Annotated in this window: 16 protein-coding genes; 6 read left to right on the forward strand and 10 right to left on the reverse strand. The window is 59.6% G+C overall.

Annotated features, from left to right (window positions below; translation table 11 throughout):
• Positions 1-52 precede the first annotated feature (52 nt).
• The 3 genes from leuA to xseA form a co-directional block, all read right to left on the reverse strand.
• Positions 53-1,732: a 2-isopropylmalate synthase gene (gene leuA, locus WG29040_RS10300; RefSeq protein ID WP_003443338.1), complete on the reverse strand. Its 1,680-nt coding sequence runs from the start codon at positions 1,730-1,732 to the stop codon at positions 53-55.
• A gap of 345 nt (positions 1,733-2,077) precedes the next feature.
• Positions 2,078-2,902, reverse strand: a complete 825-nt coding sequence (locus WG29040_RS10310) for a peptidoglycan DD-metalloendopeptidase family protein (protein WP_003443337.1) — start codon at positions 2,900-2,902, stop codon at positions 2,078-2,080.
• Positions 2,903-2,905: 3 nt separating this feature from the next.
• Complete coding sequence (xseA, locus tag WG29040_RS10315) at positions 2,906-4,285, reverse strand: exodeoxyribonuclease VII large subunit (protein ID WP_003443336.1); 1,380 nt, start codon at positions 4,283-4,285, stop codon at positions 2,906-2,908.
• 79 nt (positions 4,286-4,364) lie between these two features.
• On the opposite strand from xseA, the gene WG29040_RS10320 reads away from it, so the two are divergent.
• The 6 genes from WG29040_RS10320 to tadA all read left to right on the forward strand — a co-directional run bounded on the left by WG29040_RS10320 (position 4,365) and on the right by tadA (position 11,313).
• Positions 4,365-5,111 (forward strand): sulfite exporter TauE/SafE family protein, encoded by a 747-nt coding sequence (locus WG29040_RS10320; RefSeq protein ID WP_127196108.1) that lies wholly within the window; start codon positions 4,365-4,367, stop codon positions 5,109-5,111.
• Between the two features lie 177 nt (positions 5,112-5,288).
• Positions 5,289-5,837, forward strand: coding sequence for a hypothetical protein (locus WG29040_RS10325; protein WP_003443334.1), 549 nt, complete (start codon positions 5,289-5,291; stop codon positions 5,835-5,837).
• Positions 5,838-6,077: 240 nt separating this feature from the next.
• Positions 6,078-7,547 carry an IMP dehydrogenase gene (guaB, locus tag WG29040_RS10330; protein WP_003443333.1) on the forward strand — a complete coding sequence of 490 codons (1,470 nt, stop codon included), beginning with the start codon at positions 6,078-6,080 and terminating at the stop codon, positions 7,545-7,547.
• Between the two features lie 103 nt (positions 7,548-7,650).
• Positions 7,651-9,228 carry a glutamine-hydrolyzing GMP synthase gene (gene guaA / locus WG29040_RS10335; RefSeq protein ID WP_003443331.1) on the forward strand — a complete coding sequence of 526 codons (1,578 nt, stop codon included), beginning with the start codon at positions 7,651-7,653 and terminating at the stop codon, positions 9,226-9,228.
• 220 nt (positions 9,229-9,448) lie between these two features.
• Entirely contained in the window at positions 9,449-10,825 is a 1,377-nt protein-coding gene (locus tag WG29040_RS10340) for a multicopper oxidase family protein (protein WP_003443290.1), read from the forward strand.
• Positions 10,825-11,313, forward strand: a complete 489-nt coding sequence (gene tadA / locus WG29040_RS10345) for a tRNA adenosine(34) deaminase TadA (RefSeq protein ID WP_127196109.1) — start codon at positions 10,825-10,827, stop codon at positions 11,311-11,313. Before WG29040_RS10340 ends, tadA begins: the two co-directional genes overlap by 1 nt.
• A gap of 233 nt (positions 11,314-11,546) precedes the next feature.
• On the opposite strand, the gene cmoB is transcribed toward tadA, so the two are convergent.
• The 7 genes from cmoB to WG29040_RS10380 all read right to left on the reverse strand — a co-directional run bounded on the left by cmoB (position 11,547) and on the right by WG29040_RS10380 (position 21,187).
• Complete coding sequence (gene cmoB / locus WG29040_RS10350) at positions 11,547-12,503, reverse strand: tRNA 5-methoxyuridine(34)/uridine 5-oxyacetic acid(34) synthase CmoB (RefSeq protein WP_003443286.1); 957 nt, start codon at positions 12,501-12,503, stop codon at positions 11,547-11,549.
• Positions 12,500-13,243, reverse strand: coding sequence for a carboxy-S-adenosyl-L-methionine synthase CmoA (gene cmoA, locus WG29040_RS10355; RefSeq protein ID WP_127196110.1), 744 nt, complete (start codon positions 13,241-13,243; stop codon positions 12,500-12,502). Before cmoA ends, cmoB begins: the two co-directional genes overlap by 4 nt.
• Positions 13,244-13,356: 113 nt before the next feature.
• The gene (locus WG29040_RS10360) at positions 13,357-13,998 is read right to left on the reverse strand and encodes a lysoplasmalogenase (protein ID WP_003443283.1); all 642 of its coding nucleotides are present in this window, start codon (positions 13,996-13,998) and stop codon (positions 13,357-13,359) included.
• 1 nt (position 13,999) lies between these two features.
• On the reverse strand, positions 14,000-14,392 hold the full coding sequence (locus WG29040_RS10365) for a protease inhibitor I42 family protein (RefSeq protein WP_003443281.1): 393 nt from the start codon (positions 14,390-14,392) through the stop codon (positions 14,000-14,002).
• A 235-nt stretch (positions 14,393-14,627) separates the two neighbouring features.
• On the reverse strand, positions 14,628-17,057 hold the full coding sequence (lon, locus tag WG29040_RS10370; protein WP_127196111.1) for an endopeptidase La: 2,430 nt from the start codon (positions 17,055-17,057) through the stop codon (positions 14,628-14,630).
• A gap of 199 nt (positions 17,058-17,256) precedes the next feature.
• Complete coding sequence (locus WG29040_RS10375) at positions 17,257-19,674, reverse strand: glucose/quinate/shikimate family membrane-bound PQQ-dependent dehydrogenase (protein WP_010655644.1); 2,418 nt, start codon at positions 19,672-19,674, stop codon at positions 17,257-17,259.
• Between the two features lie 130 nt (positions 19,675-19,804).
• Positions 19,805-21,187, reverse strand: a complete 1,383-nt coding sequence (locus WG29040_RS10380) for a carbohydrate porin (RefSeq protein WP_165878352.1) — start codon at positions 21,185-21,187, stop codon at positions 19,805-19,807.
• Between the last annotated feature and the right edge of the window lie 1,083 nt (positions 21,188-22,270).

Here is a 22,270-nt window from a genome sequence, read left to right on the forward strand (position 1 = left end):
AGCCCCCAAGGTTTTTACACCTTGGGGGCTTTTGCGTTTCAGGCCGGCGGCTTTAAGCAGCCTTGGCTTCTGCTTCACTCAGCGAGCGGTTCAGGGCGCTGAACAGGGCCTTGAAGCTGGCGGTGGTGATGTTTTCATCAATGCCCACACCGTGCACGGCACGCTCACCATTGACTCGCAACTCGATATAGGCCGCTGCCTTGGCATTGGTGCCAGCGCCGATAGCGTGCTCGTTGTAGTCCATGATCTCGGCTTTCACCGGCAGCCCTGCCACCAGCGCTTCCAGCGCGCCGTTGCCTTTGCCGCTCCAGCGCAGGTTGGTCTCGCCAGCGCCCTTGGCAGAGATTTCAACTTCTACCGCGCTATGGCCGTTCTCTTCCTGCAGCTTGTGGCTGACCAGTGCGTAAGGGGTGTTGGCCTGCAGATATTCGCTGTGCAACAAGCTGTGGATCTGCTGGGCTGTCATCTCCAGACCCAGGCGGTCGGTTTCGCGCTGAACCACCTGGCTGAACTCGATCTGCATCCGGCGCGGCAAGCTGATGCCGTATTCCTGCTCCAGCAGGTAAGCAATACCGCCTTTGCCTGACTGGCTGTTAACCCGGATCACGGCTTCGTAGCTGCGGCCAATGTCAGCCGGATCGATCGGCAGGTATGGAACTTCCCACAAGGCATCCGGTTTTTGCTGAGAGAATCCTTTGCGAATCGCATCCTGGTGCGAGCCGGAGAACGCGGTGTGCACCAGATCGCCCACATAGGGGTGACGCGGGTGGACCGGGATCTGGTTGCACTCTTCGACGACCTTGCGCACGCCATCGATGTCCGAGAAGTCCAGCCCGGGGTTCAGACCCTGGGTGTACATGTTCAGGGCCACAGTCACCAGGTCGACGTTACCGGTACGTTCGCCATTGCCGAACAGGCAGCCTTCAACCCGATCAGCCCCGGCCATCAAGCCCAGCTCGGTAGCGGCAACGCCGGTGCCGCGGTCATTGTGGGTGTGCAGGCTGATCAGCACGCTGTCACGGCGATTGATATGACGGCCGAACCATTCGATCTGGTCGGCATAGATGTTCGGAGTGGCGCACTCAACGGTGGCAGGCAAGTTGAGGATCATCTTGTGCTCGGGCGTCGGGTTCCAGACCTCGATCACTGCGTCACAGACTTCCTTGGCGAACTCCAGTTCGGTGGCGCTGAAGGTTTCGGGCGAGTACTCGAACGTCCAGTGGGTTTCAGGCTGCTGAGCGGCATATTTGACGAACAGCTTGGCAGCGCTGACGGCGATCTCTTTGATGCCTTCCTTGTCCTGGTTGAACACGATGCGGCGGAACGCCGGGCAAGTCGCGTTGTACAAATGAACGATGGCCTTTTTCGCCCCGCGCAGGGATTCAAAGGTGCGGGCAATCAAGTCTTCACGGCCCTGGGTCAGCACCTGAATAGTGGTGTCGTCCGGGATGTGGCCGTCTTCGATCAAGCTGCGCACGAAGTCGAAGTCGGTCTGGGATGCGGCCGGGAACGAAGCCTCAATCTCTTTAACGCCAACACTGACCAGGGTCTTCCAGAAGCGCAGCTTCTTTACCGCATCCATCGGCTCGATCAGCGACTGGTTGCCGTCGCGCAGGTCGGAGCTGCACCAGATTGGCGCGCTGGTGATGGTTTTCGATGGCCAGGTACGGTCAGGCAAATCAATGACCGGGAAGGCGCGGTACTTGGAAGAAGGGTCTTTGAGCATGGTCATCAGGCAATCCTTATTTTGCTTGCCGACTATCAAGAGGCGGCCAGCCGAAGAAATACAAAGCACAAGGGCGAGGCACCGCGATTAGCTTTGCAGTCGTGCGCTGACGAGGCAAAGGCTGCGGTGTTGACGAAGCAGAATGAGGGTGTGAGAGGTTTTCATGACTTCAACCCTAACCATTGGGCTGGAAGATGGCAAGCGACGAAAAAACATTGAGAGAACTGCTCGAATATGGTCAATATTCGAGCATTTATTGCGGTTATTTATCGCTGCGGTAATTATTATTGCGCTGGTTGGCGACTGTAAGGCGTCTGATGCTGCGAGCAGCCGCCTCTTGCAAGAGCCGGATCAGGGTTGGAACGCACCAATGAAAATCGCCGGATCGACCCGGGCATCGTTCAGGCTGACATTCCAGTGCATGTGCGGACCGGTAGCACGTCCGGTCGAGCCCACTTTGCCCACCACATCACCCCGTGCCAATTGCTGGCCAACCTTGGTGTCGATCTTCGACATATGGCAGAACATGCTGATAAACCCCTGGCCATGGTCAACAAAGACGGTGTTGCCGTTGAAGAAGTAATTGCCGATCAGAATCACTTTGCCAGCGGCAGGGGTCTTGATCGGGGTGCCCGCGGGCACAGCGAAGTCCAGTCCTGCATGGGGATTGCGTTCTTCGCCGTTGAAGAAGCGACGCACGCCGAACTTGCTCGACAGCGGCCCGTTGACCGGTTTGTCCAGCAACAGGTTGCTCGGAGTATTGGGGCTGAACGTGCGGTACGCCTTGAGCTGCACTGCCAGTTCGTTGTCGATACGCTTGATGTCATCCGGGTTCGGATTGACCTGGCGCTTGTTCTTCAGGGTAATGCGCTGTTCAGGGTATTTCTTGCTGCCGACCGTGAAACTCAGGTCACGTCCGGCGGAGCTGATCTGCTGGGGGCCGGGCTTTACGGTCAAGGGGATACCGACGATCGCTCGCCATGTGTCTTGCTCCTTGACCACCAGCACCGGCTTGCCTTGATAGCTGGCCTTGGGGGGCTGGGCGCCGGTGCCCAGTTCAATGACGGCAACTCCGCCCGGTACCGGCTTGTTCAGCAAGCGGGTGATGTAGCTGTCGGCTGCGTGAGCGTTACAGGTCAGACACAGCAGCAATAGTGCAGAGAGAAAACGCGGCATCGATCAATCCAGTAATGAAAGGGTGACAGGCGTGAGGTGGTTGTCCTCCACGCGTACAAGCAACTGGCCTTCGCCCAGCCTGGCCTGCAAGCGCTGGCCGGGACGGGTTTGTGTGGCGCTGCGGATGGCGTTGCCGCGTTCATCCAGCAAGATGCTGTAACCCCGGCCCAGGGTGGCCAGCGGGCTCACCACATGCAAGGTCTGGATCTGGCTTTGCAGTTGCAGGCGCCGGCTTTTGAGGCCTTCCCCCATGGCCCGTTGCAAGCGCTCGGCCAGGCTGTCCAGGCGCTGGCGCAACAGGGCCAGTTGCCGGCCTGGATGCTGCGCTGCCAGCCGCGTTTCGAGCCGGATCAAGCGTTCGCGACGGGTATTGAGGCTGCGCTCAAAGGCGCGGCGCATGCGCATGTCCAGGTCATCCAGGCGCTGGGCCTGCTGGCGCAGCCGCTCGCCCGGGTGGCGCAGGCGGCGGGCCAGACCATCCAGGCGCAGGCGGTCACGCATCAAGCGGTCGCGGATACGCATCACCAGACGTCGATGCAGGCTGTCGATACGCCGTTGCAGGTCGCTGGAGTCCGGGGCCAGCAACTCCGCGGCAGCCGATGGCGTTGGCGCGCGCACGTCGGCGACAAAGTCGCTGATCGAAACATCGGTTTCGTGCCCGATCGCACTGACGATAGGGGTGACGCAGGCATCCACGGCGCGGGCCACGGCTTCTTCGTTAAAGCACCACAGGTCTTCCAGCGAGCCGCCGCCACGGGCCAGGATCAGCGCGTCGAACCCCCGGGCATCGGCTAACTTGAGTGCCCGGACAATTTGCGCCGTGGCTTCTCGGCCCTGTACCGCGGTGGGAATCAGGGTCAGCTCAACTTGCGGCGCGCGGCGGCGGAACACGCTGATGATGTCGCGAATCACCGCTCCGGTAGGTGAGCTGATAATTCCGATCCGTTGCGGATGAGCCGGCAAGGGCACCTTGCGCTCGGCACTGAACAGGCCTTCGGCGCCGAGTTTTTCTTTCAGTGCATCGAAGGCCAGTCGCAGCGCGCCATCGCCAGCCGGCTCAACCGTATCGAGGATCAACTGGTAATCACCGCGGCCTTCAAACAGCGAAACCTTGCCGCGCACCTTTACTGCCAGGCCATCCTTGAGTGCCTGGCGCACCCGGGCTGCGTTATTGCGAAACAGTGCACAGCGCACTTGGGCGCCGCTGTCTTTGAGGGTGAAGTAAACATGGCCGGAGGCCGGGCGGGCGAGGTTGGAGATTTCGCCCTCTACCCAGATGTTGCTGAACACGTCTTCGAGCAAGACCCGCGCCCGGCCATTGAGCTGGCTGACAGTCAGGACTTCTCGGTCGAGGTTGAGTCGTGCAAAAGGATCTTTAATCATGCGCGCCATCATAAGGGTGGATTGTTATCACTGCACCTGTCTGGTTAAAGTCGCGCCACTAAAACAAGGATGAAAAGCCATGGACTTGCCTTTTACCGGTGCCGAGTGGGTGTTGATCGAGCTGGGCATTGCTCTGGCCTATATCGTGTTCGGAGTCGCGGGGTTTGGCACGGCGTTGGTGGCCGGACCGATTTTGATCCTGTGCCTGCCGTTATCGAAAATCATCCCGTTGCTGGTACTGCTGGATTTTGTCGCGGCCTTTGGCAACTGGCTGCCCGCGCGACGTGAAGTAGCCCGCCCCGAATTGTTGCGATTGTTGCCGTGCATGGCGCTGGGCTGCACGGTCGGGGTAGTGTTTTTGCTCAATCTGAAGTCAGATCTGTTGTTGCTGTTGATGGGTATTTTCATTACCGCCTATGCGATTTATAGCCTGGCAGTGACGGTGCGCCCGGGTCGGGTAGCTGCAGGCTGGGCGATTCCCACCGGTATTACGGGCGGTCTGTTTGGTGCGTTGTTTGGCAGTGGCGGCTTTCTATACGCGCTGTATCTGAATGCGCGCTTGCCCAAGGATGCTGCGCGGGCAACGCAAAGTGCGTTGATCAGTTGCAGCACAATGGTGCGCCTGGGCCTGTTTGTAATTGCTGGCGTCTATGCCGATGGTGCGCTGCTGTTGCTTGCCGCTTGTCTGTTACCGGCGATGGCGCTGGGCTTGTGGATCGGTCGCCGATTGACCCGCAAATTGTCTCGCGAAGCCTTTGTGCGGCTGGTCACATGGCTGGTACTGGCCAGCGGGATTGCGTTGATTGCGCGTTATCTGAGTGCTTGACCTGCCACGGTGAGGCATTAAGCTGCGCACCAAACGCTATCTCCTGTGGGAGCTGGCTTGCCGGCGATGCAAAAAATTGCCCGGTTTATGGCTTGAGCGCGATGGTGCCATCGCGGGCTAGCCCGGCTCCCGCAGGTTATGTGTGCTGCTTCCATCTCACGTACATGTGCCGTACCCATGAATTCGCAAAGCATCATCGTTCCCAGAATATCCACCTTGCCGGTTCACGAACCCCGGGCCCGGGCCATCGTGCGCTGGCTGGTGCGCAAGAACATCATTGAGCAAGAGCTGAGCACCTGTGGCCGCGGCGGCAGCCGTATGGCCTACGCCATCGCGCCGGGCGCCGCCAGTGTGGTGCTGCACCCTGAAGCGCTGCCGTTCGGTCAGCCGGTCAATGGTCTGGAAATCATCACCAAGCGTTGCATCTACACCCCGGCCAAGGGGTTTCTCGAAGAGGCAGGCTGTGCCGAATGCCGCAAGGAAGTCGGTGAAGCGCTGTTCGAAAGCCTGGAAGAGTGGATGCCGGGCCGAACCGACAACTTCATTTGTCCGCTGTGCGCCCATGAAGATGACATCAACGGTTTTCTGTTCCTGCAGCCGTGCGCATTCTCCAATCTGGGCTTCATTTTCAACAACTGGGCCGAGGCGGGCTTCAAGCAGAGCTTCCTCGACGAATTCGCCGACTGGCTCGACCAGCCGGTGGCATGGGTCAAGGTCGAGCTCTGAAGCTGTGGGAGCTGACTTGCCAGCGATAGCATCGCTGAGCTGGCTCTGCCCGCCGGGCCGTCTGAATCGCCGGCAACCCGGCTCCAGCAGGAATCAAGGCCGCACTATCATCTGGAATCTGCCCTGGGAGTCAATAAATCATGGCCTTTAGCGCAAAACTCTCTAAAGGTTTCCGTTGAGAGATGAAGGTGTTTTGAGTACAATAACGCGCTTCCATTTTCCCGCTCGGGAGCCCCAGCGATGCTGCGTATCAGCCAAGAAGCACTCACATTCGATGACATCCTTCTCGTCCCCGGTTATTCCGAGGTTCTCCCGAACGAAGTCAGCCTTAAGACTCGTTTGACCCGTGGCATTGAACTGAATATTCCTCTGGTTTCCGCTGCAATGGACACCGTGACTGAAGCCCGTCTGGCAATCGCCATGGCTCAGGAAGGCGGTATCGGCATCATCCACAAGAACATGACCATCGAGCAGCAAGCTCACGAAGTGCGCAAAGTGAAGCGCTACGAAGCCGGTGTGGTTAAAGAACCCATCACTATCGAAGCCGATGCCACTGTTCGCGAACTGTTCGAACTGACCCGCCTGCACAACATCTCCGGCGTTCCTGTACTGCACAATGGCGACCTGGTCGGCATCGTGACGTCCCGTGACGTGCGTTTCGAAAACCGTCTGGAAGCCACCGTTCGTGAAGTGATGACGCCTAAAGAGCGTCTGGTCACGGTCAAGGAAGGCGCCGACAAGAACGAAGCCCGCGAGCTGTTGCACAAGCACCGCATCGAGCGCGTACTGATCGTCGACGACAAATTTGCCCTTAAAGGCATGATGACCGTCAACGACATCGAAAAAGCCAAGGCTTACCCGCTGGCCAGCAAGGACGACCAGGGTCGTCTGCGTGTAGGCGCGGCAGTGGGAACCGGCAAAGACACCGCCGACCGTGTTGCCGCCCTCGTGGCTGCAGGCGTTGACGTGGTGGTTGTCGACACCGCGCACGGCCACTCCAAAGGCGTGATCGACCGTGTTCGCTGGGTCAAGCAAACCTTTCCTGAAGTACAGGTAATTGGCGGCAACATCGCCACTGGCGCTGCTGCCCTGGCCCTGGCTGAAGCCGGTGCCGATGCGGTCAAGGTCGGTATCGGTCCTGGTTCGATCTGCACCACCCGTATCGTAGCCGGTGTCGGCGTGCCGCAAATCAGTGCCATTGCCAATGTAGCCGCAGCCCTTGAAGGCAGCGGTGTACCATTGATCGCCGACGGCGGCATCCGCTTCTCGGGTGACCTGTCCAAGGCCATCGTCGCCGGTGCATCCTGCGTGATGATGGGTTCGATGTTTGCCGGTACTGAAGAAGCACCAGGCGAAATCGAGCTGTACCAGGGCCGTTCTTACAAGGCCTACCGCGGTATGGGTTCGCTGGGTGCGATGTCGCAATCCCAGGGTTCCTCCGACCGTTACTTCCAGGACTCCTCTGCGGGTGCCGAGAAGCTGGTGCCGGAAGGCATCGAAGGTCGCGTGGCGTACAAAGGTTCTTTGACCGCAATCGTGCACCAACTGATGGGCGGTCTGCGTTCTTCGATGGGTTACACCGGCTGTGCCGACATCGAACAAATGCGCACCAAGCCCGAGTTTGTACGCATCACCGGCGCCGGTATGGCTGAATCCCACGTCCACGACGTGCAGATCACCAAGGAAGCGCCAAACTATCGCGTAAGTTGATAGTGATCGCATCCGGGTCAAAACCCGGGTGCGATACGAATTAAGTCACCGGGGCTGTTTGATTCAGCCCCGTGTCGTTTCTGAAATTAATCGAGATTTTGTCATGGCCCTCGACATTCACGCTCACCGTATCCTGATTCTGGACTTCGGTTCCCAGTACACCCAGCTGATCGCCCGTCGCGTGCGCGAAATCGGCGTTTACTGCGAACTGCACCCGTTCGACATGGATGACGCAGCGATCCGCGAATTCGCACCTAAAGGCATCATCCTTGCCGGTGGCCCGGAATCCGTGCACGAAGCCGACAGCCCGCGCGCACCACAAGCCGTGTTTGACCTGGGCGTACCGGTTTTCGGTATCTGCTACGGCATGCAGACCATGGCCGAGCAACTGGGCGGCAAGGTTGAAGGTTCCGAGCTGCGCGAGTTCGGTTATGCCCGCGTAGACGTAGTCGGCAAAAGCCGCCTGCTCGACGGCATTGAAGACCACATCGACGCTGACGGCCTGTTCGGTCTGGATGTGTGGATGAGCCACGGTGACAAGGTCACCAGAATGCCATCCGACTTCCACATTCTGGCCAGCACCCCGAGCTGCCCGATTGCCGGCATGTTCAACGATGCCCGCGGCTACTACGGCGTGCAGTTCCACCCGGAAGTGACCCACACCAAGCAAGGCGGCCGCATCCTGTCGCGCTTTATCCTCGACATCTGCGGCTGCGAAGCCCTGTGGACGCCGTCGAAAATCGCTGAAGACGCAATCGCCAACATCCGCGCCCAGGTCGGCACTGACAACGTATTGCTCGGCCTGTCCGGCGGCGTTGACTCTTCGGTGGTGGCGGCATTGCTGCACAAGGCGATCGGCGATCAGCTGACCTGCGTATTCGTGGACAACGGCTTGCTGCGTTTGCACGAAGGTGAGCAGGTAATGGCCATGTTCGCCGAGAACATGGGCGTTAAAGTGATCCGCGCCAACGCGGCGGACCAGTTCCTGAACAACCTGGCTGGCGAAAGCGATCCGGAGAAAAAGCGCAAGATCATCGGCCGTACCTTCATCGACGTGTTCGATGCCGAATCCTGCAAACTGGACAACATCAAGTACCTGGCCCAGGGCACCATCTACCCGGACGTGATCGAGTCGGCTGGCGCCAAAAGCGGCAAGGCTCACGTCATCAAGTCGCACCACAACGTGGGCGGCCTGCCGGACGAGATGAACCTCAAGCTGGTCGAGCCTCTGCGCGAACTGTTCAAGGACGAAGTCCGCCGTCTGGGTCTGGAACTCGGCCTGCCGTACGACATGGTCTACCGTCACCCGTTCCCGGGCCCGGGTCTGGGCGTGCGCATCCTGGGTGAAGTGAAGAAGGAATACGCCGACATTCTGCGTCGTGCTGACCACATCTTCATCGAAGAGCTGCGCAAGGCCGACTGGTATCACAAAGTCAGCCAGGCATTCGTGGTGTTCCAGCCGGTGAAATCGGTTGGCGTGGTAGGTGATGGCCGTCGTTACGCCTGGGTTGTAGCCCTGCGTGCCGTTGAAACCATCGACTTCATGACCGCGCGTTGGGCACACCTGCCTTACGAGCTGCTTGAAACCGTCAGCGGTCGCATCATCAACGAAATCGAAGGCATCTCCCGCGTTACTTACGACGTGTCGAGCAAGCCGCCGGCAACGATTGAGTGGGAATAAGTCCGGCCGGGTAACCGGTCTGATTTGAAAAGGGCGGTCAACACTGGGTGTTGACCGCCCTTTTTTTATTTCTGTACCCCCAACCTGTAGGAGCGAGCTTTTCAACAGCTCGCTCCGACAGAAGCAGGATGCAGCCCTTACTGTTTCGCAATTGCAGGTGTATCGTATTCGCCTTTTGCGGGCTGCACGCCCGCGCCGGATACGAGAGGTAGTTGAATCAATGTCCTTTACCCGTCGACAAATACTCGGTGGTCTGGCCGGCCTGGTAGTGGTGGGTGTTGGCGCAGGAGGCGCTTCGCGTTACTGGCTGGGCAAGATGGCCGATGCCGAGGCTGGCCACGACTATGAGCTGATTGCCGCGCCGCTGGATGTGGAACTGGTGCCCGGTCATCAAACCGAAGCCTGGGCCTTCGGTCCGTCGGCGCCCGGCACCGAGCTGCGGGTGCGACAGGGGGAGTGGCTGCGGGTGCGCTTTATCAACCATCTTCCGGTAGCCACTACCATTCACTGGCACGGTATCCGACTGCCGCTGGAAATGGACGGTGTGCCTTATGTTTCGCAATTGCCGGTATTGCCCGGTGAATACTTCGACTACAAGTTCCGTGTGCCGGATGCCGGCAGTTTCTGGTACCACCCCCACGTCAACAGCAGCGAAGAACTGGGCCGTGGTCTGGTCGGGCCGCTGATTGTCGAGGAGCGCGAGCCCACCGGTTTCCAGCACGAGCGTACCCTGAGCATTAAAAACTGGCACGTGGATGAAGAGGGCGGTTTTCTGCCGTTCAGCATTACCCGTGAAGCCGCCCGTGGCGGCACCCCGGGACGCCTGTCGACGATTAATGGCAGCCACGTGCCGACCATTGATTTGCCAGCCGGACAGATCACCCGGGTGCGCATCCTCAACCTCGACAATACCCTGACCTATCGTCTGAACATCCCGGGTATCGAAGCCAGAATTTATGCCCTGGATGGCAACCCCGTCGAGCCACGGCCTTTGGGCAAGGAATACTGGCTGGGCCCCGGCATGCGTATTTGCCTGGCGATCAAGGCTCCGGCGGCAGGGCAAGAGTTGTCACTGCGAGACGGTCCCGTACGTTTGGGCACGCTGCGCTCGGTTGCCAGCAACGCTGCGGCGGTGGAGTGGCCACCGGCGTTGCCCGCCAACCCGATTGCCGAGCCCGATGTGGCGAACGCTGAAAAGATCAACTTCAACTTTGAATGGGTCGGCTCGGTTTCCGAGAACCTGGGCCCTGACCAGCCGCCCAGCCTGTGGCAGATCAACGGCGTGGCCTGGGACATCAAGGACAAGACCTGCGCCGATCGGCCGATAGCCAAACTCAAGCTGGGTCAGAGCTATATCTTCGAATTGAAGAACATGACCCAGTACCAGCACCCGATCCATCTGCACGGCATGAGCTTCAAGGTGCTGGCGTCCAATCGCAAAAAAATCATTCCCTACTTCACCGATACCTACCTGCTGGGTAAAAACGAACGTGCCCGCGTGGCACTGGTGGCGGATAATCCCGGCGTGTGGATGTTCCACTGCCATGTGATTGACCACATGGAAACCGGCCTTATGGCCGCAATTGAGGTTTCCTGATGCGACAAGGGCGTCAACCGCAAATCATCGATCGCAGCCGCGATCAGGACTACATGCGTGAAGCGCTGGCGCTGGCGGCTCAGGGCGCGGCCCTGGGCGAAGTGCCGGTGGGCGCGGTGCTGGTGCAAAACGGTGAAATTATCGGCCGCGGGTTTAACTGCCCGATCAGCGGCAGCGACCCCAGCGCCCATGCTGAAATGGTTGCCATCCGTGCAGCCGCAGCGGCGGTCAGCAACTACCGGCTGCCCGGCAGCACCCTGTACGTGACCCTGGAGCCGTGCAGCATGTGCGCGGGCCTGATCGTCCACTCCCGGGTGGCTCGGGTGGTGTACGGCGCGCTGGAGCCCAAGGCGGGAATTGTGCAAAGTCAGGGGCAGTTCTTCAGCCAGGGCTTTCTGAATCACCGGGTGCTGTTCGAAGGCGGGGTCTTGGCCGAAGAGTGCGGAGCTATCCTCAGCGAATTCTTCAAGGCCCGTCGGGCCAAATAACGCCCCTCTGCCTCTGTAGGAGCGAGCTTGCCTCGCGACAGGCTCAACGCAGATTCATGGAGGGACCGCGTAGCCTGCATCGCGAGGCAAGCTCGCTCCTACGGGGGCGTGGGCTTTGCGCTTCGGCTGCCGGGCACATGAATTAACTGTAGGAGCGAGCTTGCTCGCGAGCTGTTCGTGGTGCATCGGAAAAGCTCGCGAGGCAAGCTCGCTCCTACAGCGTTTCGGGTTTCTTATTTCCTGGCGATGATCACTGCGCGCATCGGCGCCGGCAGGCCTTCGACGGTTTTGCCGGGGTCGTTCGGGTCCAGGTAGTCGCTCAGGGACTGGAACTTCATCCACTCAGTCGCCCGTTGTTCTTCTACGGTGGTGGTGCTTACGTCCACGCAGCGTACGTCGCTGAAACCGGCACGGCGCAGCCAGCGCTCCAGCGCCGGGATCGACGGCAGGAACCACACGTTGCGCATTTGCGCATAGCGGTCTTCAGGCACCAGCACCTGATTGACGTCGCCTTCAATGACCAGGGTTTCCAGCACCAGTTCGCCACCCTTGACCAGGCAATCCTTGAGGGCCAGCAAGTGTTCGATCGGCGAGCGGCGGTGGTAAAACACGCCCATGGAAAACACGGTGTCGAAACCTTCCAGGTTCGGCGGCAGGTCTTCGAACGGGAAGGGCAGGTGCCAGGCAGCTTCTTGTTGCAGGAAGCGCTGCACGGCCTGGAACTGGCAGAAGAACAACCAGTTCGGATCAACCCCGATCACGCTATGGGCGCCGGCGCCGAGCATGCGCCACATGTAGTAACCGTTGCCGCAACCGACATCGAGGATGCGTTTGTGCTTGAGGTTGATATGCGGTGCGACCCGTGACCACTTCCAGTCCGAGTGCCATTCGGTGTCGACGTGTACGCCGAACAGGTCGAACGGTCCTTTGCGCCACGGCGACAGGCCCATCAGTGCCTGACGCATTTGCGTGCGGGTTGCATCGTCGCAGTCGGTGTCCAGGGTCAGGCCGTTGAGCAGGTCGATCTCGGTCGGCTTCACGTCGGGCAAGGCATCCAGCGCGCTTTGCCAGCGCTCCAGGTCGCCGTGGCCTTTCTCCATTTTGACGTCGAGCTGCGCTTGCAGAGTGTTGGCCCATGCAGCCAGTGGAGTGCCGGCCAGACGCCGGGCGAGGGGGGAAAGATCAATCATGGCAAGGCAATCAACGAGGCAAAGTTAAGACACTGGAACCACGGCACGACTTTCGAGAACCCGGCCGCCAGCAGGCGCTCGCGGTGTTCTTCGAGGCTGTCGGGCTTCATGACGTTTTCGATGGCGCTGCGCTTTTGCGCGATTTCCAGATCGCTGTAGCCATTGGCACGCTTGAAGGCAACGTGCAAATCGGTGAGCAGGGCGTGTTCCTCGGGATCATTGAAGCGCAGCTTCTCCGAGAGGATCAGTGCGCCGCCGGGCAGCAATGACTGGCGAATCCGTGCGAGCAGGGCCAGGCGCTGTTCGGGGGCGATAAATTGCAGGGTGAAGTTCAATGCCACCACCGAGGCGGGCTTGAACTCCAGCGCCAGGATGTCGCCTTCAATCACATCAACCGGCAGCAACTCCTGGAACATCGAGTTCTGGGCGTTGAGGTATTCGCGGCAGCGCTCGACCATGGCTGACGAGTTATCCACCGCAATCACCTGGCAACCTTCACTGCGTACATGTCGGCGCAGGGCCTGGGTGACGGCACCCAACGAGCAGCCCAGGTCGTACAGGACACTGTCGGGCTGAGCGAACTGGGCAGCAAGCACACCAAGGTTTTCGACAATGGTCGGGTAGCCCGGCACCGAGCGCTTGATCATGTCCGGGAACACCCGCACCACGTCCTCGTTAAAGGCGAAGTCCGGCACCTGGGCCAGGGGCTGGGCGAAAATACGGTCAGGTTCTTTGCTCACGACGGTTCCGGCGCTGGAATATTTGAAGGGCGCGCATTTTAGCCAAGTTGGCGCCGGGATGCGCGGTCTGTCTGATAAACCGCGCATCTTCAACGCGCCGGGGCGCCAGCCTGTCAGTGATCGCGTTTGCTCTGGCTAAACGCCGAGGCGGCAATACCCCATTGCCCGAGCCAGTAAGTGAGAATGATCAGGTAGGGCGCAGCATCGAACGACAGCACAAAACGGTTGATCCCGATCATGCTGTCGGAGGCGACGAATGCCAGCGCCCCGGCCGCTGCCAGCCACGCCGAGCGCCCGGGTACGCCACTGCCCAGCCGGGCCAGCGCGCGCCAGAGCATGGCGCTGATGGTCAGGGCGTAAATGCAGACCGGGATCAACAAGTCCCCCAATCCCTTGGCTGCCATCACGCTCAGCAGACTGATGCCTGCCAGTAACGCCAATGCCAGTGCCGGCAGCGCCGGGCGGCGGCAGTCCACCAGGTAGGCCTTGAGGTAAGCCAGGTGGGCAAACAAAAACGCGCCCAGGCCATATACAAACAGGTCCACCGGCCAGGCCAGCAGTATGTCGCCGAGCAGGGAAAACATCAGGCCGATGCTGATCCAGCGCCGATAGGCACTGGGCGGTGCATCCTGCAGCCAGCCGAGCAGGGCCAGCACCGGGACGGCTTTGCTGATCAGACACAGGAGCGTGGCGTGCATGCTCAGGCCGTACAGGTACGCGCCGGCACCCATGACCGCGAGAATCAGCCATGGCATGTCAGTTCACCGTGATCTGGCAATCGAATGTTTGCGCGGGTTCGGCTTCTGGCTCCCAGGGCTGCTGAGAGGTCAGGCGCAGGCGCCCGTTGCCGGTGGCAAATGCCTGAAAGCGCCAGGTCGATTGCCCGCCGCTTCCCAGTAACTGGCCGTTGTCGGTGCTGCTGTAAACCTCAGGGCTCAGGCTGCGCAGAATGCCCCCGGCAGAGTCCTGAATCGCCCAGCGGTAACCCGTGGTGGGATTGCTTGGCAGCGACAGGGTCAAATTTTGCCCGTTGTGCAGTTGTATCGGACAGTCGCTTTGATCTTCAACGGTGAGGTTGTTCGCAGGCGGGTGCGCACAGGCTGTCAGCAGGCTGAGGCTGAGCAGTGAGAGGATACGTGCATGGGGCATTGATGGCTCCGGTCAGACGAATACAAGGGCGCAGCATAACCCATGATTCCCGTAGCTTCCTGTAGTCGCTGACGAGGCACGGGGCTTCAGTCAGGGGGGGCTTGCTGCGCCGTCTATCGCAGCCCCGTACCTCGTCAGCGACGCCACGGCGTTCGGGTGTTGTAACGACCCGATTGCCGTAGCCGCTGGCGAGTGAAACGAGCCTGCAGCAAGGGCCGGAAAATTCTCCCTTGTTTCAGAACAGTACTTTGGCCACATCGGCAAAGCGCTTGGCGAAATGCACGGTGATACCCTCTTTCAGGTAGTCCGGCAGCTCCTCAAAGTTGCCCCGGTTAGGTTCGGGCAGAATCAACTCGTGAATTTTCTGCCTGCGTGCCGCAATCACTTTTTCACGCACGCCGCCAATCGGTAACACGTACCCGGTCAGCGTCAGCTCGCCGGTCATGGCGATGCCTTTTTTCGGTGCCTGATTGCGGGCCAGCGATAACAAGGCACTGGCCATGGTCACACCGGCACTCGGACCGTCCTTGGGCGTCGCACCTTCCGGCACGTGCAAGTGCACAAAGGCTTCATCGAAGAAGCGCGGGTCGCCGCCAAATTTCTGCAGATTGGCGCTGATGTAGCTGTAGGCAATTTCGGCCGACTCTTTCATCACATCCCCCAGCTGTCCGGTCAGCTTGAAGCCGCGATTGAGGGTGTGGATGCGGGTTGCCTCGATCGGCAGGGTGGCGCCGCCCATGCTGGTCCAGGCCAGACCGGTAATGACTCCGGTGCCGCTGATGACCTGCTCGTTACGAAACGGCGGCATGCCCAGCGAAGCTTCGAGATCCCTGGGCCCGATCTTGATCACCGCCGCGGGATCATCCAGCAACTTGACCACCGCTTTGCGTACCAGCTTGCCCAGCTGTTTTTCCAGCTGGCGCACCCCGGCTTCACGGGCGTAGCCGTCGATCACGGCACGCAGGGCGCTGTCGCTGATGCTCAGGCTGTTTTTTGATACCCCGGCTTTCTCCAGTTGCTTGGGCCACAGGTGGCGCTTGGCAATGGCGATCTTTTCTTCGGTGATGTAACCGGAGAGGCGAATCACTTCCATACGGTCGAGCAATGGCCCAGGGATCGAGTCCAGGGTGTTGGCGGTACACACGAACAGCACTTTGGACAGGTCCAGGCGCAGGTCCAGATAGTGGTCGAGGAAATCGACGTTTTGCTCCGGATCAAGGGTTTCGAGCAACGCCGAGGCCGGGTCGCCCTGGAAGCTCTGGCCCATCTTGTCAATCTCGTCGAGCATGATCACCGGGTTCATCACTTCAACGTCTTTCAGTGCCTGTACCAGCTTGCCCGGCTGGGCGCCGATATAGGTGCGCCGGTGGCCCTTGATCTCGGCTTCATCGCGCATGCCGCCAACGCTGAAGCGATAGAACGGGCGCCCCAGGGATTCGGCAATGGATTTGCCGACGCTGGTTTTACCCACCCCGGGAGGGCCGACCAACAGCACGATCGAGCCGCTGACCGAGCCTTTGTAGGCACCTACGGCCAGAAACTCGAGGATACGGTTTTTAATATCATCGAGCCCGGCATGGTGGGCATCGAGCACTTTTCGCGCGTGCTTGAGGTCGAGCTTGTCCTGACCGAACACGCCCCACGGCACCGCTGTCGCCCAGTCCAGATAATTGCGGGTCACCGCGTATTCGGGCGATCCGGTTTCCAGAATCGACAGCTTGTTCATTTCTTCGTCGATGCGTTTTTGTGCCTGGGGGGGCAGGGTCTTGCCCTCAAGACGTTGCTTGAACTGCTCGATATCGGCGCTGCGATCATCCTTGGTCAGTCCCAGTTCCTGCTGGATCACCTTGAGCTGTTCCTTGAGGAAGAACTCGCGTTGATGCTCGCCGATCTTGAGATTGACCTCGGCCGAAATTTCTTTTTGCAGCCGCGCGACTTCGACTTCCTTGCGCAGCATCGGCAGGACTTTTTCCATGCGCTTGAGTATCGGTACGCAATCGAGCACTTCTTGCAGCTCGTTGCCGGTGGCCGAGGTCAATGCTGCGGCAAAGTCGGTAAGCGGCGACGGGTCATTCGGACTGAAGCGATTGAGATAGTTTTTCAGCTCTTCGCTGTACAGCGGGTTGAGCGGCAGCAACTCCTTGATCGCGTTGATCAGCGCCATGCCGTACGCCTTCACCTCGTCGGTGGGGGCGGTATTTTCTTTCGGGTATTCAACCTCCACCAGATACGGTGGACGGTGGTGCTTGAGCCACATGCTGATGCGTACGCGGGTCAGGCCCTGGGCCACGAACTGCAGTTTGCCGTTTTCGCGGCTGGCGTGATGCACCTTCACCAGCGTGCCGTATTCCGGGAGGCTGGAGGTGTCGAAGTGGCGGGGATCATCGGGAGGGGTGTCGACAAAAAACAGCGCCAGCGAATGATGCGGCGACTTGCTGACCAGCTCCAGGGTTTCGGCCCAGGGCTCTTCATTGACGATGACCGGCAACACTTGCGCCGGGAAGAACGGCCGATTGTGAATCGGGATGATGTAAACCTTGTCCGGCAGATTCTGCCCCGGCAAGGCCAGCTCAGTACCTGCAGCGTGTTCGGTTGATTCGGTCTCGGTGTGCTCTACATCGGTGTACTCAGTTGTATTGTCCGGGAATTCTTGCTGGTCGCTCATGGGGCACCTGCGCAATTGGGTATGTGTCTTAGATGGGGCGTATTGCCAGTGGTTTCAAGGTGAAGGGTTTTTCATCATCAGGGGCATGGGCCGGTGGCAGCCCCGGGCCCCGGGATTGCCATGGTTCCAGGCGGATTCGCAGGCACAAAAAAAGGCGGCCATCTCGCGATGGCCGCCTTTCCCGGAACCGGCTGTAAGCTTACTCAGCCAGTTTAAACGCTACCACGTAGTCACCTTGCTTGGTGCCCAGCGAGCCGTGGCCGCCAGCGACAACGAGCACATACTGGGTGCCGTCCTTGCCGGTGTAGGTCATCGGTGTGGCTTGACCGCCAGCAGGCAGGCGACCTTCCCACAGCAGCTTGCCGTTGCTTACATCGTAAGCGCGCAAGTACTGGTCAAGGGTACCGCTGAGGAAGGCTACACCACCGGCAGTGGTGAAGGTCCCGCCCAGGCTTGGAACACCCATTGGCAGTGGCAGTGGAACTGGCGAGCTGTCACGCACGGTGCCGTTTTTGTGTTTCCAGATCAGCTGGTTGTTGGTCAGGTCGACTGCAGCCACATAACCCCAGGACGGAGCCTGGCAAGGCAAGCCCAGTGGCGACAGCAGCGGCTCGAGGATGACCCCGTACGGAGCGCCCTCGTTAGGTTGCACGCCTTCGGTTTCACTGACACGCGGACCCAGTGCAGCAATTTCTTCACGGGGGATCAGCTTGGAAGTGAACGCCATGTAGCTCGGGTTCAGGAAGGCGATCTGGCGAACCGGATCGACCGAGATGCCGCCCCAGTCAAACACGCCGAAGTTGCCTGGATACACGATGGAACCTTGCAGCGATGGCGGGGTGTACATGCCGTCATAACGCAGGGATTTGAAGTTGATCCGGCACAGCATCTGGTCGAACGGGGTAACGCCCCACATGTCGCGCTCGGTCAGATCCGGCGGGCTCAGGTTCAGGTCCGAGCGAGGCTGGGTTGGCGAGGTGTGGTCACCCTTGACCGCATCGCCAGGTGCCGGCACTTCGTGGATCGGTACGATGTCTTCGCCAGTGCGACGGTCCAGCACGTAGATGCTGCCTTGCTTGGTCGAAGCCAGCAGTGCCGGTTTCACGCCATCGGCTGTTTTCATGTCCATCAGGGTCGGTTGACCACCAACGTCCATGTCCCACAGGTCATGGTGAGTGAACTGACGGGTCCAGCGAACTTTACCGGTATTGATGTCCAGAGCAGTCACGCCTGCGCTGTACTTCTCGGAGTCCTCGGTACGGTCGCCGCCATATTGGTCAGGCATCTGGTTGCCCATCGGCAGGTAAAGCATGCCGAGGTTTTCGTCCACTGCGAACATCGACCACATGTTGGGCGAGTTGCGAGTGTAGGTTTTGCCTTCAGCAATCGGCGTGGTGTCGTCCGGGTTGCCGCTGTCCCAGTTCCATACCAGTTTGCCGGTACGTACGTCGTACGCGCGGATCACGCCGGATGGCTCGTTGGTGGACAGGTTATCGGTTACGTGACCACCAATCACAACCAGGTCTTTGGTCACGGCAGGTGGCGAGGTGGAGTAGTAGCCACCCGGAGTGAAGTCACCGATGTTGTGGCGCAGGTCAACCTGGCCATGGTCACCGAAGTCTTCACACATTTTACCGGTGTCGGCATTGATGGCGATCAGACGGGTGTCGGCAGTCGGCACGAACAGACGACGCGGGCACGAGTTGCTCGCAGTAGCGGCCGCAGGCTCGGCAGGGCTTTGTTCAGTGCCGGCTTTGGCGTAGGCCGCTTCGTCGTGATAGCTCACGCCACGGCAAGTCATGTGCGCCCAACCTTTGAAGTTGGCCTCGTTCATGGTGCTGATCTTCGGATCGAAGCGCCAGATTTCCTTGCCGGTATCCGGGTCAAGGGCAATCACCTGGCTGTGTGGGGTACACACGTACAGCATGCCGTTGACTTTCAGCGGAGTGTTTTCGGCAGTGGTTTCGCCGGGATCGCCAGCGCCAGGAATGTCACCGGTGCGGTATGTCCAGGCTGGAACCAGCTTGTGGGCATTCTGCGGGGTGATTTCTTTCAGCGGCGAGTAGCGGTCACCATGGGCAGTACGCCCATAGGACTGCCAGTCACCATCGGGCATGGCCGGAGCGGTGTTGGTCATGCCAGGTACGGCATCACGGTCCAGCTGGCCTTTGATTTCACCCGGGCTGGTGAACTGGCTGGCCAGTGCAGCGGCACCGGCAAGCACTACGGCAACGCCCAGCGCGCCGGTAGCAACCGGAGCTGGCTGACCGCGCAGCAGTGGACGACGAAACCATGGCAGCAGCAACACGATGCCGATGGCAAACCACAGCGCCAGACGCGGCACTAACTGCCACCAGTCCAGACCGACTTCCATCAGCGCCCAGACGGTGCTTGCAAACAGCACCAGCGCGTACAGACCCAGCGCCGCGCGGCGCCCGGCAATCAGCAGCGCGCCGGACAAGCCAAAGCCGATACCGGCCAGCAGGTAATAACTCGACCCGCCGAGCGTCAACAGCTTGATACCCCCGACCAACATGGCCAGGCCCATTAGCAGCAGCAAGATACCGAGTAGGCTTGGTAGCAAGCGGCCTCGACTGAAAGCACCATCAGTGCTCATAGTGTGGTTCTCCGTTACGTTAGAGGTGTTCCCGCGCAGGCTGCCTTTGAAGGACGATTCGAGGCGGGGATGATTCATCGAAATAGGTTCTTTGTTGCTCGTTTCAAACACGGTACTTGCAGCTCGTTCCTCAGAACGAGCTTTGAATTTTCAAACCGCCGATCAGGGCGTCATCTACCTTGCTGACGCCGCCGGGGTGGCGGATGTACTGCAGGTTCGGTCGAACGGTCAGCCAATTGGTGACATGCACGCCGTAATAAAGCTCGGCGCTGTACTCGGTATCCTGGGGCGGCAGGTAGTCCGGGTTATCGAAATCGTAGAGGGCGCGGGCCTGATTGGTGGCCTGGGCATTTTTGCGGTAGGCCGGGTTGACATGCACCCGGGCCATGGCGAAACCGATGTCGTCTTTGGGGCGCGCATCGAGCACGCCTTTGTAGATGAGACCTGCCTGAACATAGTTGTCCACGGCGTTGGTTTTCTTGTCGTGAGCGGTGGCATTGGCAAAAACACTCAACCCCCTTGACTGGTCGCTGGCGCGGGAAGTGAGCTGTTGTTGCACGCCCAGCCACATCCCGTTTTTGCTTGAACTGCTGCGATATGCTTGGCCGGTTAACGCGGCCGGTTGGCCATTTACATCTTTGTAAACATTTGTTGCCTTGGCATTACTGTAGTAGTAACCCGCCCGATATTCCCCTGGAAGGCCATTAATTTTTGGCGTCCACACCAGTTCGATCGGCAGCACCGCGCCTTGTGTACCGCTGCCGCTGAGCTTGAAGCCATTGCCGCGATCCAGGTTCGAAGGGTTCTGCTCATAGGCGCCGACCTGTGCATACAACTCGGGCGTCAGGTGGTATTTGACCCGCAGCGCCCACTGGCTGACCGGCCAGTTGTACCAGATGCTGCCGGCCCAGTTACCGACCTGGGAGCCGCAGAAAGCCAGGTTCTGGAAGTCGCAGGGGAAGGTGTTGAAGTCTTCGCCTTGACCGAAACGACCGACCTTGATGTCGAGTTTCTGATCGAAAAATTTCTGCTGGTACCACATCTGCGTCAGGCGGGTGGTCTGGCCACGGCCCCAGACTTCCTGGGCCGAAGTGAAACCGCCCACACGCGGATCGTTGATCCGGTCATTACTGATGTTGTTACCGCTGCGTTGGGTAATGGTCAGCTGAAATTCAGCGTCGTTCCAGCCCAGAATCTTCTGCAAGTCCAGATGCGTGCCCAGGCCGAACTGATCGCTGTAGCGCGCAGTGCGGTCATGGTCATAGCCGCCATGCAGGTTCGAACCCACTTCGCCGACATAGTCCAGGGAGAACGCATAGCCCTGTTTTTCAAGCTCGCTTCGCGTGCCGCCCCAGTCGCCGAGCATCCATTTGGAGTCGCTGTCGAAAGCCGGGGCCGCCTGTACGCTGGAGGCAAGGCCCAAAACAGCCAGGGAACCGAGTAGGCTCAGGGCCTTTTGCCCGGCAATAGGGCGTCGTGCGCCGGGTTTGCGCAAAATCTGAAATGTAGACATGGTCGAGATGTAGGTCTTTATAAATACGGCTATGGCAGTGGGTAGCGCTGTCTTTGGAGGCAGGATTAGCACTTGGAGATTTGAAGGCAGAGTGAATCGATTCAGCCTTCGATGGGGAAATGATAAAGCCCCGAAACGTTTAGAAACAGCACTTTAAGTGACATGGATCATTTCTGATTCGGTAACAGTGTGCTGCGACCGTTCGTCCCAGAGGCTTTTTGCCTCATGTTTGAGGCGGATAGCGGTATATGCGGACCAGATTTTTATTGAGAAGCGTCGAAATAATAAGGCCCCGGGCGGGGCGCAAATGGATATTTAAGGGTGGGAGCTGGCTTGGGCACTGGTGACATGGATCATTTCTGATTCAGTAACAGTGCGCTGCAATCGTTCGGCCCAGAGGCTTTTTGCTTCATGTTTGAATGTGGGAGCTGGCTTGCCAGCGATGCAGGCGACCCTGTTTCCCTGCATAAGCGCAGTACAGCCATCGCCGGCAAGCCGGCTCCCACAGGATTGGCACTAAGTGGCATGGATCATTTTCGGTATTAGTGAGCTGCGCCCGCTCGGCCCAGGGGCTTTTTGCCCCATGTTTGAATGGTGGGAGCTGGCTTGCCAGCGATGCAGGCGACGCTGTTTCCCTGCACAAGCGCAGTGCAGCCATCGCCGGCAAGCCGGCTCCCACAGGATTGGGCACTAAGTGGCATGGATCATTTTCGGTATCAGTGCGCTGCGCCCGCTCGGCCTAGGGGCTTTGTGCTTCATGTTTGAATGGTGGGAGCTGGCTTGCCAGCGATGCAGGCGATGCTGTTTCCCTGCACAGGCGCAGTGCAGTCATCGCCGGCAAGCCGGCTCCCACAGGAGATTGGGCATTGAGTGGCATGGATCATTTTCGGTATCAGTGCGCTGCGCCCGCTCGGCCCAGGGGCTTTTTGCCTCATGTTTGAATGGTGGGAGCTGGCTTGCCAGCGATGCAGGCGACGCTGTTTCCCTGCACAGGCGCAGTACAGCCATCGCCGGCAAGCCGGCTCCCACAGGAGATTGGGCATTAAGTGGCATGGATCATTTTCGGTATCAGTACGCTGCGCC

The organism is Pseudomonas sp. PAMC 29040 (assembly GCF_003994535.1).
Classification (GTDB): domain Bacteria; phylum Pseudomonadota; class Gammaproteobacteria; order Pseudomonadales; family Pseudomonadaceae; genus Aquipseudomonas; species Aquipseudomonas paraversuta.